Raw genomic sequence first — 14,767 nt, 5'->3', positions numbered from 1 at the left:
ATGGCACGACCCGGCAAAGACGACGACTCGCTCGTCGAGCGCGCAGAAGGCGAAGCCGCACCCAACCCGGTGTGGTTCAAGCCGATCATGATCGGACTGATGCTCATCGGTCTGGTGTGGATCCTCGTCTTCTACCTGAGCGGCATGGCGTTCCCGATCCCCGACATCGGGGCCTGGAACCTCGTCATCGGCTTCGGCATCGCCTTCATCGGCTTCCTGATGACGACGCGCTGGCGATAGCGACACTTCGAAAGAGAAACCCCGGTCTACGACGACCGGGGTTTTTCCATGCCCGGATGCTGCGGATCTCGGCCGATCCGGAGTTGTTAACAAGTCTGTTAACACCTGTGAATTACACCCGTGTGATTCTCCCCAGGGTGTGGATGAGCCTGTGGATAACTCTGTTCAGAGGATGACGAGGGCCGGGAAGAACACCGGAACGAACAGCAGCGCCACCAGCCCCGCTCCGACGGCGACCAGCAGGCCGATCTGCAGACCGCGCTGGCGCACCGAGCGCGTGCGGGTGTAGATGAAGGCGACGAGCAGACCGACGACGAGTCCGCCGACGTGCGCCTGCCACGACACGTTGAATCCGGGAATGAACCCGATCACGAGGTTGATTCCGAGCACGAGAGCGATGCCGGCGATGTTCGCGCCGATGTGCCGGCCGATCACGAGGAGCGCACCGAAGAGGCCGAAGATCGCCCCGGACGCCCCGACCACGGGTGTCGTGAACGACAGCAGAGTGACCGCGACCGAGCCGCCGAGGGCGCTCAGCAGGTACAGCGTGAGGAATCGCCAGCGGCCGAGAAGGGGCTCGAGGCTGCGTCCGATCATCCACAGAGCGAGCATGTTGAGTCCCACATGCCAGATGCCCGAATGCACGAGGGAGACGGTGAGCAGACGCCAGGGCTCGAAGGTGCCCCGGAACTCGGGGTAGAGCAGCGGCGCCCAGTAGGCGAGCGCGTCCTGAACGGTGTCACCGAAGCCGCCCGGGATGAGCGTGAGCAGATAGACGAAGACGGTGATCGCGATGATCGTGTACGTCACCACCGGCTGACCTGACGACGCCGACATCGCACGGGGACGCGACCACCGCCGCTCGGCCTTCTTCTGCGCGGGCGACTGCGCCTTCTGCTGGTCACGGAGGCACTCGGGGCAGATGACCCCGACGGCGCCCTGCGTCTGGCACTCCGGGCAGATCGTGCGCAGGCACCGCTGGCAGAGCACGAAGCTCTGCCGGTCGGGATGCCGGTAGCAGAAGTTCTCTCGGTTGCGCTGGAAGTCCTGCGTGCTCACGCGGGCTCCGTCTCTGTCTCGCCTGTGCTCAGGGATGCGGATGGCCCGGAGCGGCCGTCGCCGCTCCGGGCCGGATGGCGCGGAGCGCTCAGACCGCGGCGATGTCGATCGACTGGATGACGACGGGCTCGATCGGGCGGTCGCCGGCAGCCGTCGGCACCTCGCTGATCGTGTCGACGACGGCCTTCGAGGCGTCGTCGGCGACCTCGCCGAAGATGGTGTGCTTGCCCTGCAGCCACTCCGGACCGCGGCCGCCCTGGCCGGGGACCGTGATGAAGAACTGCGAGCCGTTGGTGCCCTCGGGCTGACCGGTGATCGCGTTGCGGCGCAGGCCCGCGTTCGCCATGGCGAGCTTGTAGGGAGCGGTGAAGGTGAGCTCGCCGTTGATCTCGTCGTTGAAGTTGTAGCCCGGGCCGCCCACGCCCTGACCGAGCGGGTCGCCGCCCTGGATCATGAAGCCCGAGATGATGCGGTGGAAGATGACGTCTTTGTAGAGCGGTCCGTCGCCCGGCTTGCCGGTCGCCGGGTGCGTCCAGGCCTGAGAACCGTCCGAGAGGCCGATGAAGTTCTGCACGGTGCGAGGAGCCTGGTCGCCGAACAGGTTGACGACGATGTCGCCGTAGTTGGTGTGGATCGTTGCGACAGCAGTGTGAAGCGGCATTCCTACATTGTCTCAGAGTTCCCTGCAACCCCTCCCGTCTCAGCGGTCGTCTGGCAAGATGAAGAGACCGACATCCCCACGACAGGGAGGGCAACCGTGAGCCTCAGCCGCAAGCGCAAGAAGGAACTCCAGAAGCTTCAGAAGCAGGCCGGAAACCTGTGGGAGGCCCAGCAGGTCCTGGTCGGAGAGGCCGCGACCGTCGCCCGTGAGGCGAGCCGCCAGCTCGGGCACTACGGGCGTGAGCAGGTCAAGCCGCAGGTGCAGGCGAGCTACGACAAGTACGCCGCCCCTTACGTCGACAAGGGCAAGAAGGTCGTGAACAGCACGGTCATTCCCGCGGCAGGCGCCGTGGTCGGCTCCGCGCTGTCCGTGTGGGACGCTGCGAACGAGCAGCGTTCGCACCTCGCCTCCGGACGCGGGCTCAGCCTTCCGTCCTCGTGGGCGAAGGCCGCGCCGGTTCCGGCGAAGAAGGGCATCGGCGCCGGCGGCGTCATCGCGATCATCCTCGGCGTCGCCGCCGCGGTCGGCGTGCTGTATGCCGCGTGGCAGACGCTCCGCGCGGACGACGAGCTCTGGGTCGCGGACGACCCGCTGCGCGCACCGGATGCCTGAGCCCACCACGGGTGAGGCGCTGACCGGCGTCGACCGCGTGCGCGCGGCGGCTGCCGAGCACGGCCTCGAGGTCGAGATCCGGGAGCGTCCGGCGGCGAACAGCCTGCCGGAGGCTGCCGCGATCCTCGGCATCCCGCCGTCGGGCATCGTGAAGACTCTCGTCGTCAAGCGCAGCGACGACACCTACCTCTTCGCCCTGATCCCGGGAGACCGCGCGATCTCGTGGCCCAAGCTGCGCGCCGTCGTGGGCGTCAACAAGCTGCAGCTGCCGGACCCCGCCCGGGCCCTCGCGGCGACCGGATACGAGCGGGGAACGATCGTGCCCCTCGGCAGCACCCACGACTGGCCGATCTACGCCGACGCCGAGATCGTGGGTCAGCGCATCGCGATGGGAGCTGGCGCCCCCGGGTACAGCATGTTCGTCGACGCCGACGCGCTCATCGCGGCCTACGGCGCGACGGTCGCCGACATCTCGCAGCCCGTCGACTGACGGCACTCGTCAGGGGAGTTCGATCCCTGCCATGTCGAGGGCGATGTCGACGAGCTTGACCCGCTGCAGCGCACGCACGTCGGCGAGCGGGTACCACTCGGCGCGGTCCGTCGAGCCATCGGTCTCGTTGCGCAGCTTGCCGCCCGTGATGCGGGCGCGGTAGACGATGCGCAGCGTGTGGAGGGGAAGGTCCGCACCGGGCTTGAGCCGGCGCCCCGGCGGGATCACACGGGAGTGGATGCCGAGGAGCCCGTCGATCTCGACGCGGTACCCGGTCTCTTCCCTGACCTCGCGGCGAGCGGCGCTCTCGGGGTCCTCACCGGGCTCGAGGCCGCCTCCGGGCAGCGTCCACGCGGCGCGACGACCCTCGTTCCAGTGCGCGAGCAGCAGCCGGTCGTGATCGTCCATGATCACCGCATACGCCGCGACGCGCAGGTCCATGCTTCACCCTAACTGCGCGGGGCTCGGGGGAGAACGCAGAAGCCGGTCCCTCTCGGAACCGGCTTCGTGTCTGTGGAGCCTAGGAGATTCGAACTCCTGACATCCTGCTTGCAAAGCAGGCGCTCTACCAACTGAGCTAAGGCCCCGGGGCTTACGGTGGGGCTACCAGGACTTGAACCTGGGACCTCTTCATTATCAGTGAAGCGCTCTAACCGCCTGAGCTATAGCCCCGTCTGCTGCTTCGCTTGCGCTCCGCAACCTCCAAGACTTTACCTGAGGATTCCCGTTTTCACGAATCGGGCTGGTTGACTGGGCTCGTGGCACGGACCTCTCATCCCGACGAGCCTCATGGCGTCGGCCTCGGACAGCGACTGAACTGGCTGCGAGCGGGCGTTCTGGGGGCGAATGACGGCATCGTCTCGGTCGCGGCGCTCGTCGTCGGCGTCGCGGGGGCCACGACGAACACCGGCGCACTGTTCACCGCTGGGATCGCGGGTCTCGTCGGCGGCGCCATCTCGATGGCCCTCGGCGAGTACGTGTCGGTGAGCAGTCAGCGCGACTCCGAGCGCGCGCTCATCGCGAAGGAGAGCGGCGAGCTGCGCGACATGCCCGACGCGGAGCTCGAGGAGCTGACACAGCTCTACCGTGACCGCGGTCTGACCGACGCGACGGCGCGTCAGGTCGCGCAGGAGCTCACGGCGCACGATGCGCTGTCGGCGCACCTCGAGGTGGAACTCCACATCGACCAGCACGACCTCGTGAACCCGTGGCACGCCGCGACCTCATCCGCGATCGCGTTCACGCTCGGCGCCCTGCTGCCGTTCCTCGCGATCCTGCTCCCGCCGCCCGAGTGGCGCGTGCCCGTGACCTTCGTCGCGGTCCTCGTCGCACTGGCCGCGACCGGCTCGATCTCCGCCCACCTCGGCGGTGCCCCGAAGGTACGTGCGGCCACCCGCCTCGTGCTCGGCGGCGCGCTCGCCCTCGTCGCCACCTGGCTCATCGGCACCTTGCTCGGCACCACGGTGGTCTAGCCCGCAAACGCCGAGCGCCGGCATCCGGAATGATTCACGGATACCGGCGCTCGGCGTTGTCGGTCAGTTCGAGGTGAAGCCGACCAGAAGGCCGCCGGTCACCTTGACCGCGAGGTTGTAGATGCCCGCGATCACGGCGCCGAGCACCGTGACGACCACCAGGTTCAGGATGGCGACGACGGCCGAGAAGGCCAGCACCTGGGGGAAGCTCACGAACTGCGACAGCAGGATGCTGCCGTCGGAGAAGCTCGAGAAGAACTCGTCGGCCTTCGAGATCAGGCCGGTGGTCTGCACCACCAGGAAGACCATGACGAATGCCACCACTGTCACGACCGCGATGGCGATCGCGGCGAGGAAGGACAGCTTCACTGCGGACCAGAAGTCCACGTACACCAGGCGCAGGCGAACCTGCTTGGCGCTGGTCTTGTGACTCGATTTCTTCGCGAGCTTGTCGGCTACCGTGCTCATGCGTCAGTGCTCTCTTCGGGGGTCGGGGGCGAGGCATCCGATCCGGGGCTGTCGGTCTGATCGGGGGTCTCGGACGACGGTGCTGCGTCGGCGCCGTCGGCGGATGCATCCTCGGATTCTTCTGCGAGGCCTCGTTCGCCGTTGCGCGCGATCGCGATGATGCGATCGTCGTCGCTGGAGCGGGCGAACACGACTCCCATCGTGTCTCTACCCTTGGCGGGGACCTCGGCCACGGCAGAGCGTACCACCTTGCCGCTGGCAAGAACCACCAAGACCTCGTCGTCGTCGGAGACGATGAGACCGCCCGCGAGATCGCCGCGATCCTCGCTCAGCTTGGCCACCTTGATGCCCAGTCCGCCGCGGTTCTGCATGCGGTACTGGTCGACCGCGGTGCGCTTCGCGTACCCGCCCTCGGTCACGACGAAGACATAGCCGTCGTCGGTCGCGACCGATGCCGACAGCAGGCTGTCGCCGGCGCGGAAGTCCATTCCCTTCACGCCGGACGTCGAGCGGCCCATCGGGCGCAGCGCCGAATCGGTCGCCGAGAAGCGCAGCGACATGCCGTGCCGGCTGATGAGGAGGATATCGTCGCCCTCGTCGACCAGCAGCGCGCTGACGACCTCGTCGTCGGGTCCGGCTTCGGCCTCGTCACCCTCCTCGGGCACCTGCCCGCGCAGCTTGATGGCGATGATGCCGCCCTGGCGGTTGGTGTCGTACTCGGTGAGGCGCGTCTTCTTGACGAGGCCGCTGCGGGTCGCGAGCACGAGGTACGTCGCGACGGAGTAGTCGCGGATGTCGAGGATCTGGGCGATCTCTTCATCGGGCTGCAGTGCGAGCAGGTTCGCGACGTGCTGTCCCTTGGCGTCGCGCCCGGCCTCGGGCACCTCGTACGCCTTCGAGCGGTATACGCGGCCCTTGTTCGTGAAGAAAAGCAGCCAGTGGTGCGTCGTGGTGACGAAGAAGTGCTCGACCACGTCGTCGGCGCGCAGCTGCGCGCCCTTGACGCCCTTGCCGCCGCGGTGCTGCTGGCGGTAGTTGTCGCTGCGCGTGCGCTTGATGTAGCCGGCGCGCGTGACCGAGATGACCATCTCCTCTTCGGGGATCAGGTCTTCCATCGACATGTCGCCGTCGAACCCGTGGAGGATGTGCGTGCGGCGCTCGTCGCCGAACTTGTCGACGACCGCCGTGAGCTCCTCGCGGATGATGTCGCGCTGGCGCTGCGGCGTCGCCAGGATCTCCTTGTAGTCGGCGATCTGGAGCTCGAGCTCCGCGGCCTCGTCGATGATCTTCTGCCGTTCGAGGGCCGCGAGGCGGCGCAGCTGCAGCTGGAGGATCGCGTCGGCCTGCGCCTCGTCGACATCGAGGAGCTTCTGCAGACCCTCGTTCGCCTCCTGCGCGTTGGGCGAGCGGCGGATGAGTGCGATGACCTCGTCGAGCGCGTCGAGCGCCTTCAGGTAGCCGCGCAGGATGTGCATGCGCTCTTCGGCCTTGCGCAGGCGGTAGCCGGTGCGACGGACGATGACGTCGATCTGGTGGTCGAGCCACAGCGTGACGAAGCCGTCGAGCGACAGGGTGCGAGGCACGTTGTCGACGATCGCCAGCATGTTGGCGCCGAAGTTCTCCTGCAGCTGGGTGTGCTTGTACAGGTTGTTCAGCACGACCTTGGCGACGGCATCCCGCTTCAGCACCACCACGAGGCGCTGACCGGTGCGGTCCGAGGTCTCGTCGCGGATGTCGGCGATCCCGGTGATCTTGCCGTCGCGGGCGAGGTCGCCGATCTTCACCGCGAGGTTGTCGGGGTTGACCTGGTACGGCAGCTCGGTGATCACGAGGCAGGTGCGGCCCTGGATCTCTTCGATCGACACGACGGCGCGCATCGTGATCGAGCCGCGACCCGTGCGGTACGCCTCGCGGATGCCCTTGGTGCCGAGGATCTGCGCGCCGGTCGGGAAGTCCGGACCGGGGATGCGCTCCATGAGCGCCTCGAGCAGCTCTTCGCGCGTCGCCTCCGGGTGCTCGAGCGCCCAGAGCGCGCCGGCGGCGACCTCGCGGAGGTTGTGCGGCGGGATGTTGGTCGCCATGCCGACCGCGATGCCCACCGAACCGTTGACGAGCAGGTTCGGGAAGCGCGCCGGCAGCACCGACGGCTCCTGGGTCTGGCCGTCGTAGTTGTCGTGGAAGTCGACGGTCTCTTCTTCGATGTCGCGCACCATCTCGAGCGCGAGCTGAGCCATCTTGGTCTCGGTGTACCGCGGGGCGGCGGCGCCCATGTTGCCGGGTGAGCCGAAGTTGCCCTGACCCTGCGCGAGCGGGTAGCGCAGCGACCACGGCTGCACGAGACGGACGAGGGCGTCGTAGATCGCGGTGTCACCGTGCGGGTGGTACTGACCCATGACCTCGCCGACGACGCGCGCGCACTTCGAGAACGACTTGTCGGGACGGAAGCCGCCGTCGTACATGCCGTAGATCACGCGGCGGTGCACCGGCTTCAGGCCGTCGCGCACGTCGGGGAGCGCGCGGCCGATGATGACGGCCATCGCGTAGTCCAGGTAGCTGCGCTGCATCTCGAGCTGCAGGTCCACCTGGTCGATGCGGCCGTGGTCATGCTCGGCGTTCACGTCGGGACGCTCGTCTTCTGCCATGTCTTCTATCTCGTCTTCTTTGTGAACCGCGGTCTCTGAGCCAGCCTGTGGGTCAGATGTCGAGGAAGCGGACGTCCTTGGCGTTGCGCTGGATGAACGTGCGGCGCGACTCGACGTCCTCGCCCATCAGCACCGAGAAGATCTCATCCGCTGCGGCCGCGTCGTCGATGGTCACCTGGCGGAGCGTCCGCGTGGAGTGGTCCATCGTGGTCTCCCACAGCTCCTTGGCGTTCATCTCGCCGAGACCCTTGTACCGCTGGATGCCCTCCTTGGGGATCCGCTTGCCGTTCGCGAGACCGTCGGCGAGCAGCGCGTCGCGCTCCTTGTCGGAGTAGACGTACTCGTGCGCCGAGTTGGTCCACTTGAGGCGATACAGCGGCGGCATCGCCAGGTAGACGAAGCCGGCCTCGATCAGCCCGCGCATGTAGCGGAACAGCATGGTGAGCAGGAGCGTCGTGATGTGCTGGCCGTCGACGTCGGCATCGGCCATCAGCACGATCTTGTGATAGCGCGCCTTGTCGATGTCGAAGTCCTCGCCGATGCCCGTGCCGAAGGCCTGGATCATCGCCTGCACCTCGCGGTTGCCCAGCGCCTTGTCGAGACGCGCGCGCTCGACGTTGAGGATCTTGCCGCGCAGCGCCAGGATCGCCTGGGTGTGCGGGTCGCGGCCCTGCACCGCCGAGCCGCCGGCCGAGTCGCCCTCGACGAGGAAGATCTCGCTGATCGACGGGTCCTTGCTGGTGCAGTCCTTCAGCTTGTCTGGCATCGCTGCCGACTCGAAGACGCTCTTGCGACGCGCGGTCTCCCGCGCCTTGCGGGCCGCCATCCGCGCGGTCGCGGCATCGATCGCCTTCGTGATGACGCGCTTGGCCTGCACCGGGTTGCGGTCGAGCCAGTCGGCGAGCTGGTCGCCGACGACCTTCTGCACGAACGCCTTCGCCTCGGTGTTGCCGAGCTTGGTCTTGGTCTGCCCCTCGAACTGCGGCTCGGAGAGCTTGACCGAGATCACGGCGGTGAGACCCTCGCGGATGTCGTCGCCGGTGAGGTTGTCATCCTTCTCCTTGAGGAGGTTCTTGTCGCGCGCGTAGGTGTTGATGCGCGTGGTCAGCGCCGCCCGGAAGCCCTCCTCGTGGGTGCCGCCCTCGTGGGTGTTGATCGTGTTCGCGAACGTGAAGACGTTCTCGGTGTAGCTCGAGGTCCACTGCATCGCGAGTTCGAGCGAGATGTGGCGGACCGTGTCCTCCGCCTCGATCTCGATGATCTCCTCGTTGACGACGTCGGCGTGACGCACCTTGTTCAGGTACTCGACGTAGTCGACGAGACCGCGCTCGTAGTAGAAGTCGTCGAACGGCTGGCGCTCCTCGGAGCCTCCGCCTTCGGCATCCGTCACGTACGTCGACTCGGGGCGCTCGTCGGACAGCGTGATGCGCAGTCCCTTGTTGAGGAACGCCGTCTGCTGGAAGCGCGTGCGCAGCGTGTCGTAGTCGAAGTTCACCGACTCGAAAATGGTGTCGTCGGGCCAGAACTGAATCGTCGTGCCGGTCTCGTCGGTCGGCTCGCCCTTCGCGAGGGGCGCCTGCGGCTGCCCTCCATCGCGGTAGGACTGCCGCCAGACGTGCCCCTGACGCTTCACCTCGACCTCGAGGCGCGTCGACAGTGCGTTCACGACCGACGAGCCGACGCCGTGGAGGCCGCCCGACACCGCGTACCCGCCGCCGCCGAACTTGCCGCCCGCGTGCAGCACGGTGAGCACGACCTCGACGGTCGACTTGCCCTCGGTGCGGTGGATGTCGACCGGGATGCCGCGGCCGTTGTCGACCACGCGCAGGCCACCGTCGGGGAGGATCGTGACGCTGATGGTGTCGCAGAAGCCGGCGAGCGCCTCGTCCACGGAGTTGTCGACGATCTCGTAGACGAGGTGGTGGAGGCCGCGCTCACCGGTCGAGCCGATGTACATGCCGGGGCGCTTGCGGACGGCCTCGAGGCCCTCGAGCACCTGGATGGCGTCTGCCCCGTAGTCGCTGGGAGTTCCGTTGGGAGCCGGAGCGGGCTTTTCGGGTTCCTCGGAAACGTTATCGGGGTTGTCAGACGTCATCTTCGCGAGGGCTCCAAATCCTTCGACACGGGCCATCACAGTCTATCGGGTAACGACCCGATCACAGCGCTCTACGCCCCTGTAAGGGGATAAAAGCCGCCGAGATGCCTCCCGACGTGGCTTATCCGTAGGTATCGCGCGGACCCCGCCCTGGAATCGTTCTGGGACCCCATTTCCAGGAGGGGACGTCCGGCCCGATGAAGCGGACCGCGTCGACCCCCGCCTCGGGGTACCGGCGCACGATCTCCGAGAGGATCTGCGCGCGCATCAGTTGGAGCTGCTTCGCCCACGCCGTCGAGTCGGCCTGGATGGTGAGTGTCCCGTCCGAGAAGGCGACCGGCCGGGTGTGCTTCGCGGTGTCTTCGCCGGCCACCTGATCCCAGGCGCGCACCACGTCTTCACGCGCGAGCTGCGGGTCCCAGCCGGCCTCGCGGGTGAGGTCGGCGAGCACATCGCCGACCCCGCGCGGGTCGCGCCCCGGCGCGAACGGGATGTTCTCGTCATCCGCGGTGCGCCGGCGCCGCTTGCGGTACGACCGGGCGGACGGTTCGAGCCCGCGCAGACGCAGGTAGGTCGAGATCGTCTCCGGGACGGCCGTGCGATCGAGCGGCGCAGGCTTCGGGGGAACGGATGCTGCGTCCCGCGGCTGCTCGGTCCCGGAACCTGTCGACGGGTCAGGCATCGGCGGCCTCCGCGTCGACGGGGCCCAGAATCCGGCCGGCCTCGACCCGCACCATCCGCGCGCGGAGCTCTGCGGGGACGTCCCCCTCGACCGCGGCGGTCACCACGACCTGCTCGTAGTCGGCGGCGAGGCGCGCCAGGCGGGCGCGGCGATCGGTGTCGAGCTCGGCGAAGACGTCGTCGAGGATGAGCACCGGGTCGCCGAGGCGCGAGTCCGCCCGGAGGAGTTCGGCCGAGGCGAGCCGCAGCGAGAGCGCGACCGACCACGACTCGCCGTGGGACGCGTAGCCCTTGACCGGAAGACCCCGGATCCGCAGCAGCAGGTCGTCACGATGGGGTCCGACCAGCGTGAGCCCGCGGTCCAGCTCGGACGTGCGCTTCGCCGCGAGCGCCTGACGGAAGAGGTCCGCGATGCGTGTGGCCGAGGCATCCGTCCGTCCTTCGCCTGCGGTCGACGTCGATGGCCCTGGTGATGCGGATCCGCTATCGCCGTCTTCGCCGGTGTCGGCTCCCGCGACCGAGAGCGCCCACTCGATCTCAGGGTTGTGATCGGCCCCCGCGATCGCGGTGTACGCGGCCGCGAGCGGAGTCGCGAGGTCGGTGGCGAGAGCGAGGCGCGCGGCGATGAGCTGCGTGCCGAGCGAGACGAGCTTGTCGTCCCACACGTCGAGAGTCGAGAGGGCGTCGCCGCGGATGCCGCGGGCCTTCGCCGACTTCAGCAGCGCGGTGCGCTGCTTGAGCACACGATCGTAGTCCGCGATCACACCGGCCATGCGCGGAGCGCGCTGCACGAGGAGCTGATCGGCGAATCGCCGCCGTGCGGAGGGGTCGCCGCGCACGATCTGCAGGTCTTCCGGTGCGAAGAGCACGACCTGCGCGTAGCGAGGCAGTTCCGCCGGCTTCACGGGAGCACCGTTCACGCGAGCCTTGTTGGATCCCTGCCGGTTCACCTGCACCTCGAGCTGAACCCGACGCTCGCCGTGGGCCAGTCGCGCGCGGATGATCGCGGCATCCGCTCCGTCCCGCACCATCGGCGCGTCGTTCGATACCCGGTGGGAGCCGAGCGTCGCGAAGAATCCGATCGCTTCGGCAAGATTGGTCTTGCCCTGGCCGTTGCGGCCGACGAACACGTTCGGACCGGGCCCGAGCTCGACGTCGGCAGCCGCATAGTTGCGGAAGTCGACCAGACTCAGGTGCTCGACGATCACCGGACAAGCCTAATGATCGGCCCCGACGTTCTGCCCGCCGCTCCGCGGCGTCAACGCAGGAGCAGGTTGGGCTGCAGCAGGTAGCGGAACGACTCCGAACCCGCGCGGTCGACCGACGTCTGCGGCGTGATGAGCACCGGGCTGAGCTTGTTCGCGTTCTCGCTCGAGGTGAACGTGATGCGCACGAACTCGCTCTTGACCGCACCGAGGGACTCGAGCAGGTACTGGGGGTTGAGACCCAGGGTCACTTCATCGCCGCCCAGCAGCGTCGCGTCCACGGACTCGGTGGCGCGCGCCTGCTCGGTGCCCGAGGCATCCATCGACACACTGTCGGCGGTGAAGGTGAACCGCAGCGGCGCCGAACGGTCGAGGACGAGCGACACGCGGCGCACCGCCTCGGCGAGCTCGGCGGTGTTGACGACCGCGTGGTGCTCGGTCTGCTCGGGGAACAGCCGGCGCACCGGTGGGAAGTTGCCCTTGATGAGCAGCGACGTCACGGTCTTGTTGCCGGCGGTGAAGGCGATGATCTCGCGATCGCCCGCACCCGAGAACGCGATCGAGATGTCGCCGCCGTGGGCGAAGGTCTTGCCGACCTCGGTGAGGGTGCGCGCGGGCACGAGCGCGGTGGTCGACTCGTCGCTCGCGGCACTGCCGCCATCCCACGGGATCTCACGCAGCGCGACGCGGTAGCGGTCGGTGGCCACGAGGCTGAGGCTCGTTCCCGACACCTCGAGCTGCACGCCCGTGAGGACGGGGGTGACGTCGTCGCGCGATGCGGCGAACGCGACCTGTGCGATCGCGGTGGCGAAGTCCTCGGAAGGGACGAGTCCGGAGTCACCTGCGACCTCGGGGATCGCGGGGTACTCCTGCACCGGCATGGACGCCAGAGTGAATCGGGCCGACCCGCACGTGAGCAGGATGCCGCCGTCCTCGTCGACCTCGATCTGGATCGGCGCATTGGGCAGACGGCTCGCGATGTCGGAGAGGAGCCGGCCGTGGACGAGGATCGTGCCCGGCTCGTCGACGGTCGCCTCGATCGTGGTGCGCGCGGACGCCTCGTAGTCGAACGCGGCGAGCGAAAGGCCGTCAGCGGATGCCTCGATCAGCACGCCCGCGAGGATCGGCTGGGGGTTGCGCTGCGGGAGGAGTTTGACGACGAACGATACGGCTTCGCTGAACACATCGCGATTGACGTGGAACTTCACGAACGCTCCCTTTGCTGCAGCGAACCCTTCGACTGCGGGCTCGGGGTTCTCATGCTAGTGCCAGCCTCGGAGATTGCCAGTCCGCGTCTGGTCTCGGGGCTTGTCCACCGCAAAGGTGATCGGACGGGTTTCATCACAAAGATTTCTTGTCATGGTGTTAACGGCTGTGGAAACTGTGGACAACTGTCGCGTTGCCAGTCGGGAGACGGAAACCACACGCATGTGAGTTGTGGAGGCGCTCCGGAGAGCAGTCGGAAAGACGAATGACAAGATCTGCCGTCTCCGCAATCCATCCACAGGTCTCCCCCGCTCGTTCACAGCGGTTTCCGCAGCTTGGGAGAGTTATCCACAGGTTTTCCACACTGTGAAGAACCGAAATGATGGCCCTGCTCTGCGCGCGTGTCAAGAACTTCTTGGGGCATATGCAACGAGGAGCCCGTGCGTCGTCACGCAGGGGCTCCTCGATGGGTGCAGAGGACGGCTCAGCGACCGTTTCGGCCGAGCTGGGCGGTGATCTCGGTCACCTGGTTGTAGATGGACCGACGCTCTTTCATGAGCTCGCTGATCTTCTTGTACGCGTACATCACGGTGGTGTGGTCGCGATTGCCGAAGAGCTGCCCGATCTTGGGCAGAGACAGGCTCGTGCGCTCGCGACAGAGATACATCGCGATCTGACGCGCCTGTGCGACCTGCTGGGACCGGCTCGAGCCGTAGAGGTCGTCGACGGTGAGCTTGAAGTAGGCCGCGGTCGCCGTGATGATGTCGGTCGGCGAGATGACGTTGGCGTCGTCCTGATCGACGATGTCGCGCAGCACCGTCTGGGCGAGCGACATGTCGAGCGTCGAACGGTTGAGGCTCGCGAACGCGGAGACGCGGATGAGCGCGCCCTCGAGCTCGCGGATGTTGCTCGAGACGACGGTCGCGATGTACTCCATGACCTCGTCGGGGATGTGGAGCCGCTCGGACTGCGCCTTCTTGCGCAGGATCGCGATACGCGTCTCGAGGTCGGGCGCCTGCACATCGGTGATGAGGCCCCACTCGAACCGGCTGCGCATGCGGTCCTCGAAGCCGGTGAGGTGCTTCGGCGGCACGTCGCTCGTGATCACGACCTGCTTGTCGTGGTCGTGCAGCTGATTGAACGTGTGGAAGAAGGCTTCCTGCGTCTCGGCGCGACCCTGCAGGAACTGGATGTCGTCGATCAGCAGGATGTCGACGTCCCGGTACCGAGCCTGGAACGCCGAGCCGCGGTTGTTGGCGATCGAGTTGATGAAGTCGTTGGTGAATTCCTCGCTCGACACGTAGCGCACGCGGATGCCGGCATAGAGGCTCAGCGCGTAGTCGCCGATCGCGTGGAGAAGGTGCGTCTTGCCGAGACCCGAGTCGCCGTAGATGAAGAGCGGGTTGTACGCCTTCGCCGGCGCCTCGGCGACCGCGACCGCCGCGGCATGCGCGAAGCGGTTGGACTGCCCGATGACGAAGTTGTCGAACGTGTACTTCGGGTTCAGTCGCGTATCGCTGCGCGAGACGGATGCTGCGTCCCCCGGCTCGTCGAGGGGCGGGCGTCCGACGGGCGAAGCGGTCTGCAGTCCGATCGCCGGCGCGACGGGCGCGGCGACCGACTGGACGGGGATGGGCGCCGTGAGGTGCACGTCCGCGAGATCCGGGTTCACGACTACGCGGAAGTTCGACGCGGGATCCTGGACGTCCTGGGCGACGCGGGTGAGCGCCTCCAGGATCGGCGCACGCATGCGCTTGGTGAACTGGGCCGCGGTCAGATCGTTGGGAACGTCGAGGTAGAGCGTTCCACCCATCACCCCTTGCGGAACCGCCAGACTGATGAAGCCGTGCAGCTGCGGGGTGATGCGATCGTCTCGCACGAGCTCGTCCAGAACGGCCGTCCAGACCGGTACATCTGGAACTTCGTGCGGTGTCAT

At 67.4% G+C, this 14,767-nt stretch carries 14 protein-coding genes and 2 tRNA genes; 4 read left to right on the top strand and 12 right to left on the bottom strand.

What is annotated here, in order from left to right:
* Nucleotides 1–240, top strand: coding sequence for a cell division protein CrgA (locus ACEYYH_RS00080; protein ID WP_045301992.1), 240 nt, complete (start codon nt 1–3; stop codon nt 238–240).
* Between the two features lie 165 nt (nt 241–405).
* Here ACEYYH_RS00080 and ACEYYH_RS00075 read toward each other — a convergent pair whose 3' ends face one another.
* Nucleotides 406–1,299 (bottom strand): rhomboid family intramembrane serine protease, encoded by an 894-nt coding sequence (locus ACEYYH_RS00075; RefSeq protein WP_374976292.1) that lies wholly within the window; start codon nt 1,297–1,299, stop codon nt 406–408.
* A gap of 88 nt (nt 1,300–1,387) precedes the next feature.
* Nucleotides 1,388–1,960: a peptidylprolyl isomerase gene (locus ACEYYH_RS00070; RefSeq protein ID WP_374976291.1), complete on the bottom strand. Its 573-nt coding sequence runs from the start codon at nt 1,958–1,960 to the stop codon at nt 1,388–1,390.
* A 96-nt stretch (nt 1,961–2,056) separates the two neighbouring features.
* Here ACEYYH_RS00070 and ACEYYH_RS00065 point away from each other — a divergent pair, with 96 nt between their 5' ends.
* Nucleotides 2,057–2,572, top strand: coding sequence for a DNA helicase (locus tag ACEYYH_RS00065; RefSeq protein ID WP_116195103.1), 516 nt, complete (start codon nt 2,057–2,059; stop codon nt 2,570–2,572).
* Nucleotides 2,565–3,062, top strand: coding sequence for an aminoacyl-tRNA deacylase (locus ACEYYH_RS00060; RefSeq protein ID WP_374976290.1), 498 nt, complete (start codon nt 2,565–2,567; stop codon nt 3,060–3,062). The genes ACEYYH_RS00065 and ACEYYH_RS00060 overlap by 8 nt, the downstream gene beginning before the upstream one ends.
* Before the next feature lie 9 nt (nt 3,063–3,071).
* Here ACEYYH_RS00060 and ACEYYH_RS00055 read toward each other — a convergent pair whose 3' ends face one another.
* The 3 genes from ACEYYH_RS00055 to ACEYYH_RS00045 form a co-directional block, all read right to left on the bottom strand.
* Nucleotides 3,072–3,503 carry an NUDIX hydrolase gene (locus ACEYYH_RS00055; RefSeq protein ID WP_374976289.1) on the bottom strand — a complete coding sequence of 144 codons (432 nt, stop codon included), beginning with the start codon at nt 3,501–3,503 and terminating at the stop codon, nt 3,072–3,074.
* 73 nt (nt 3,504–3,576) lie between these two features.
* Nucleotides 3,577–3,649 (bottom strand) — tRNA-Ala (locus ACEYYH_RS00050).
* Nucleotides 3,650–3,660: 11 nt separating this feature from the next.
* Nucleotides 3,661–3,734: transfer RNA gene (locus ACEYYH_RS00045), tRNA-Ile, on the bottom strand.
* Between the two features lie 74 nt (nt 3,735–3,808).
* Between ACEYYH_RS00045 and ACEYYH_RS00040 the strand changes: the two genes are divergently transcribed.
* Complete coding sequence (locus ACEYYH_RS00040; protein WP_374976288.1) at nt 3,809–4,534, top strand: VIT family protein; 726 nt, start codon at nt 3,809–3,811, stop codon at nt 4,532–4,534.
* 63 nt (nt 4,535–4,597) lie between these two features.
* Here ACEYYH_RS00040 and ACEYYH_RS00035 read toward each other — a convergent pair whose 3' ends face one another.
* The 7 genes from ACEYYH_RS00035 to dnaA form a co-directional block, all read right to left on the bottom strand.
* A complete protein-coding gene (locus ACEYYH_RS00035; RefSeq protein ID WP_116195107.1) occupies nt 4,598–5,002 on the bottom strand; it encodes a DUF3566 domain-containing protein in 405 nt (134 codons plus the stop codon).
* Complete coding sequence (gene gyrA / locus ACEYYH_RS00030) at nt 4,999–7,644, bottom strand: DNA gyrase subunit A (protein ID WP_374976287.1); 2,646 nt, start codon at nt 7,642–7,644, stop codon at nt 4,999–5,001. Before gyrA ends, ACEYYH_RS00035 begins: the two co-directional genes overlap by 4 nt.
* Nucleotides 7,645–7,696: 52 nt before the next feature.
* Nucleotides 7,697–9,739 (bottom strand): DNA topoisomerase (ATP-hydrolyzing) subunit B, encoded by a 2,043-nt coding sequence (gyrB, locus tag ACEYYH_RS00025; protein ID WP_374976286.1) that lies wholly within the window; start codon nt 9,737–9,739, stop codon nt 7,697–7,699.
* Nucleotides 9,740–9,860: 121 nt separating this feature from the next.
* The gene (locus ACEYYH_RS00020) at nt 9,861–10,421 is read right to left on the bottom strand and encodes a DUF721 domain-containing protein (protein ID WP_374976285.1); all 561 of its coding nucleotides are present in this window, start codon (nt 10,419–10,421) and stop codon (nt 9,861–9,863) included.
* Nucleotides 10,414–11,628: a DNA replication/repair protein RecF gene (gene recF, locus ACEYYH_RS00015; protein ID WP_374976284.1), complete on the bottom strand. Its 1,215-nt coding sequence runs from the start codon at nt 11,626–11,628 to the stop codon at nt 10,414–10,416. The genes ACEYYH_RS00020 and recF overlap by 8 nt, the downstream gene beginning before the upstream one ends.
* A gap of 50 nt (nt 11,629–11,678) precedes the next feature.
* Complete coding sequence (dnaN, locus tag ACEYYH_RS00010) at nt 11,679–12,833, bottom strand: DNA polymerase III subunit beta (protein ID WP_374976283.1); 1,155 nt, start codon at nt 12,831–12,833, stop codon at nt 11,679–11,681.
* Nucleotides 12,834–13,315: 482 nt separating this feature from the next.
* A complete protein-coding gene (dnaA, locus tag ACEYYH_RS00005; RefSeq protein WP_374976282.1) occupies nt 13,316–14,767 on the bottom strand; it encodes a chromosomal replication initiator protein DnaA in 1,452 nt (483 codons plus the stop codon).

Source organism: Microbacterium trichothecenolyticum, from assembly GCF_041938625.1.
In the GTDB taxonomy this organism is placed as follows: domain Bacteria; phylum Actinomycetota; class Actinomycetes; order Actinomycetales; family Microbacteriaceae; genus Microbacterium; species Microbacterium trichothecenolyticum_D.
This window is presented reverse-complemented; position numbering and strand designations above follow the sequence as displayed.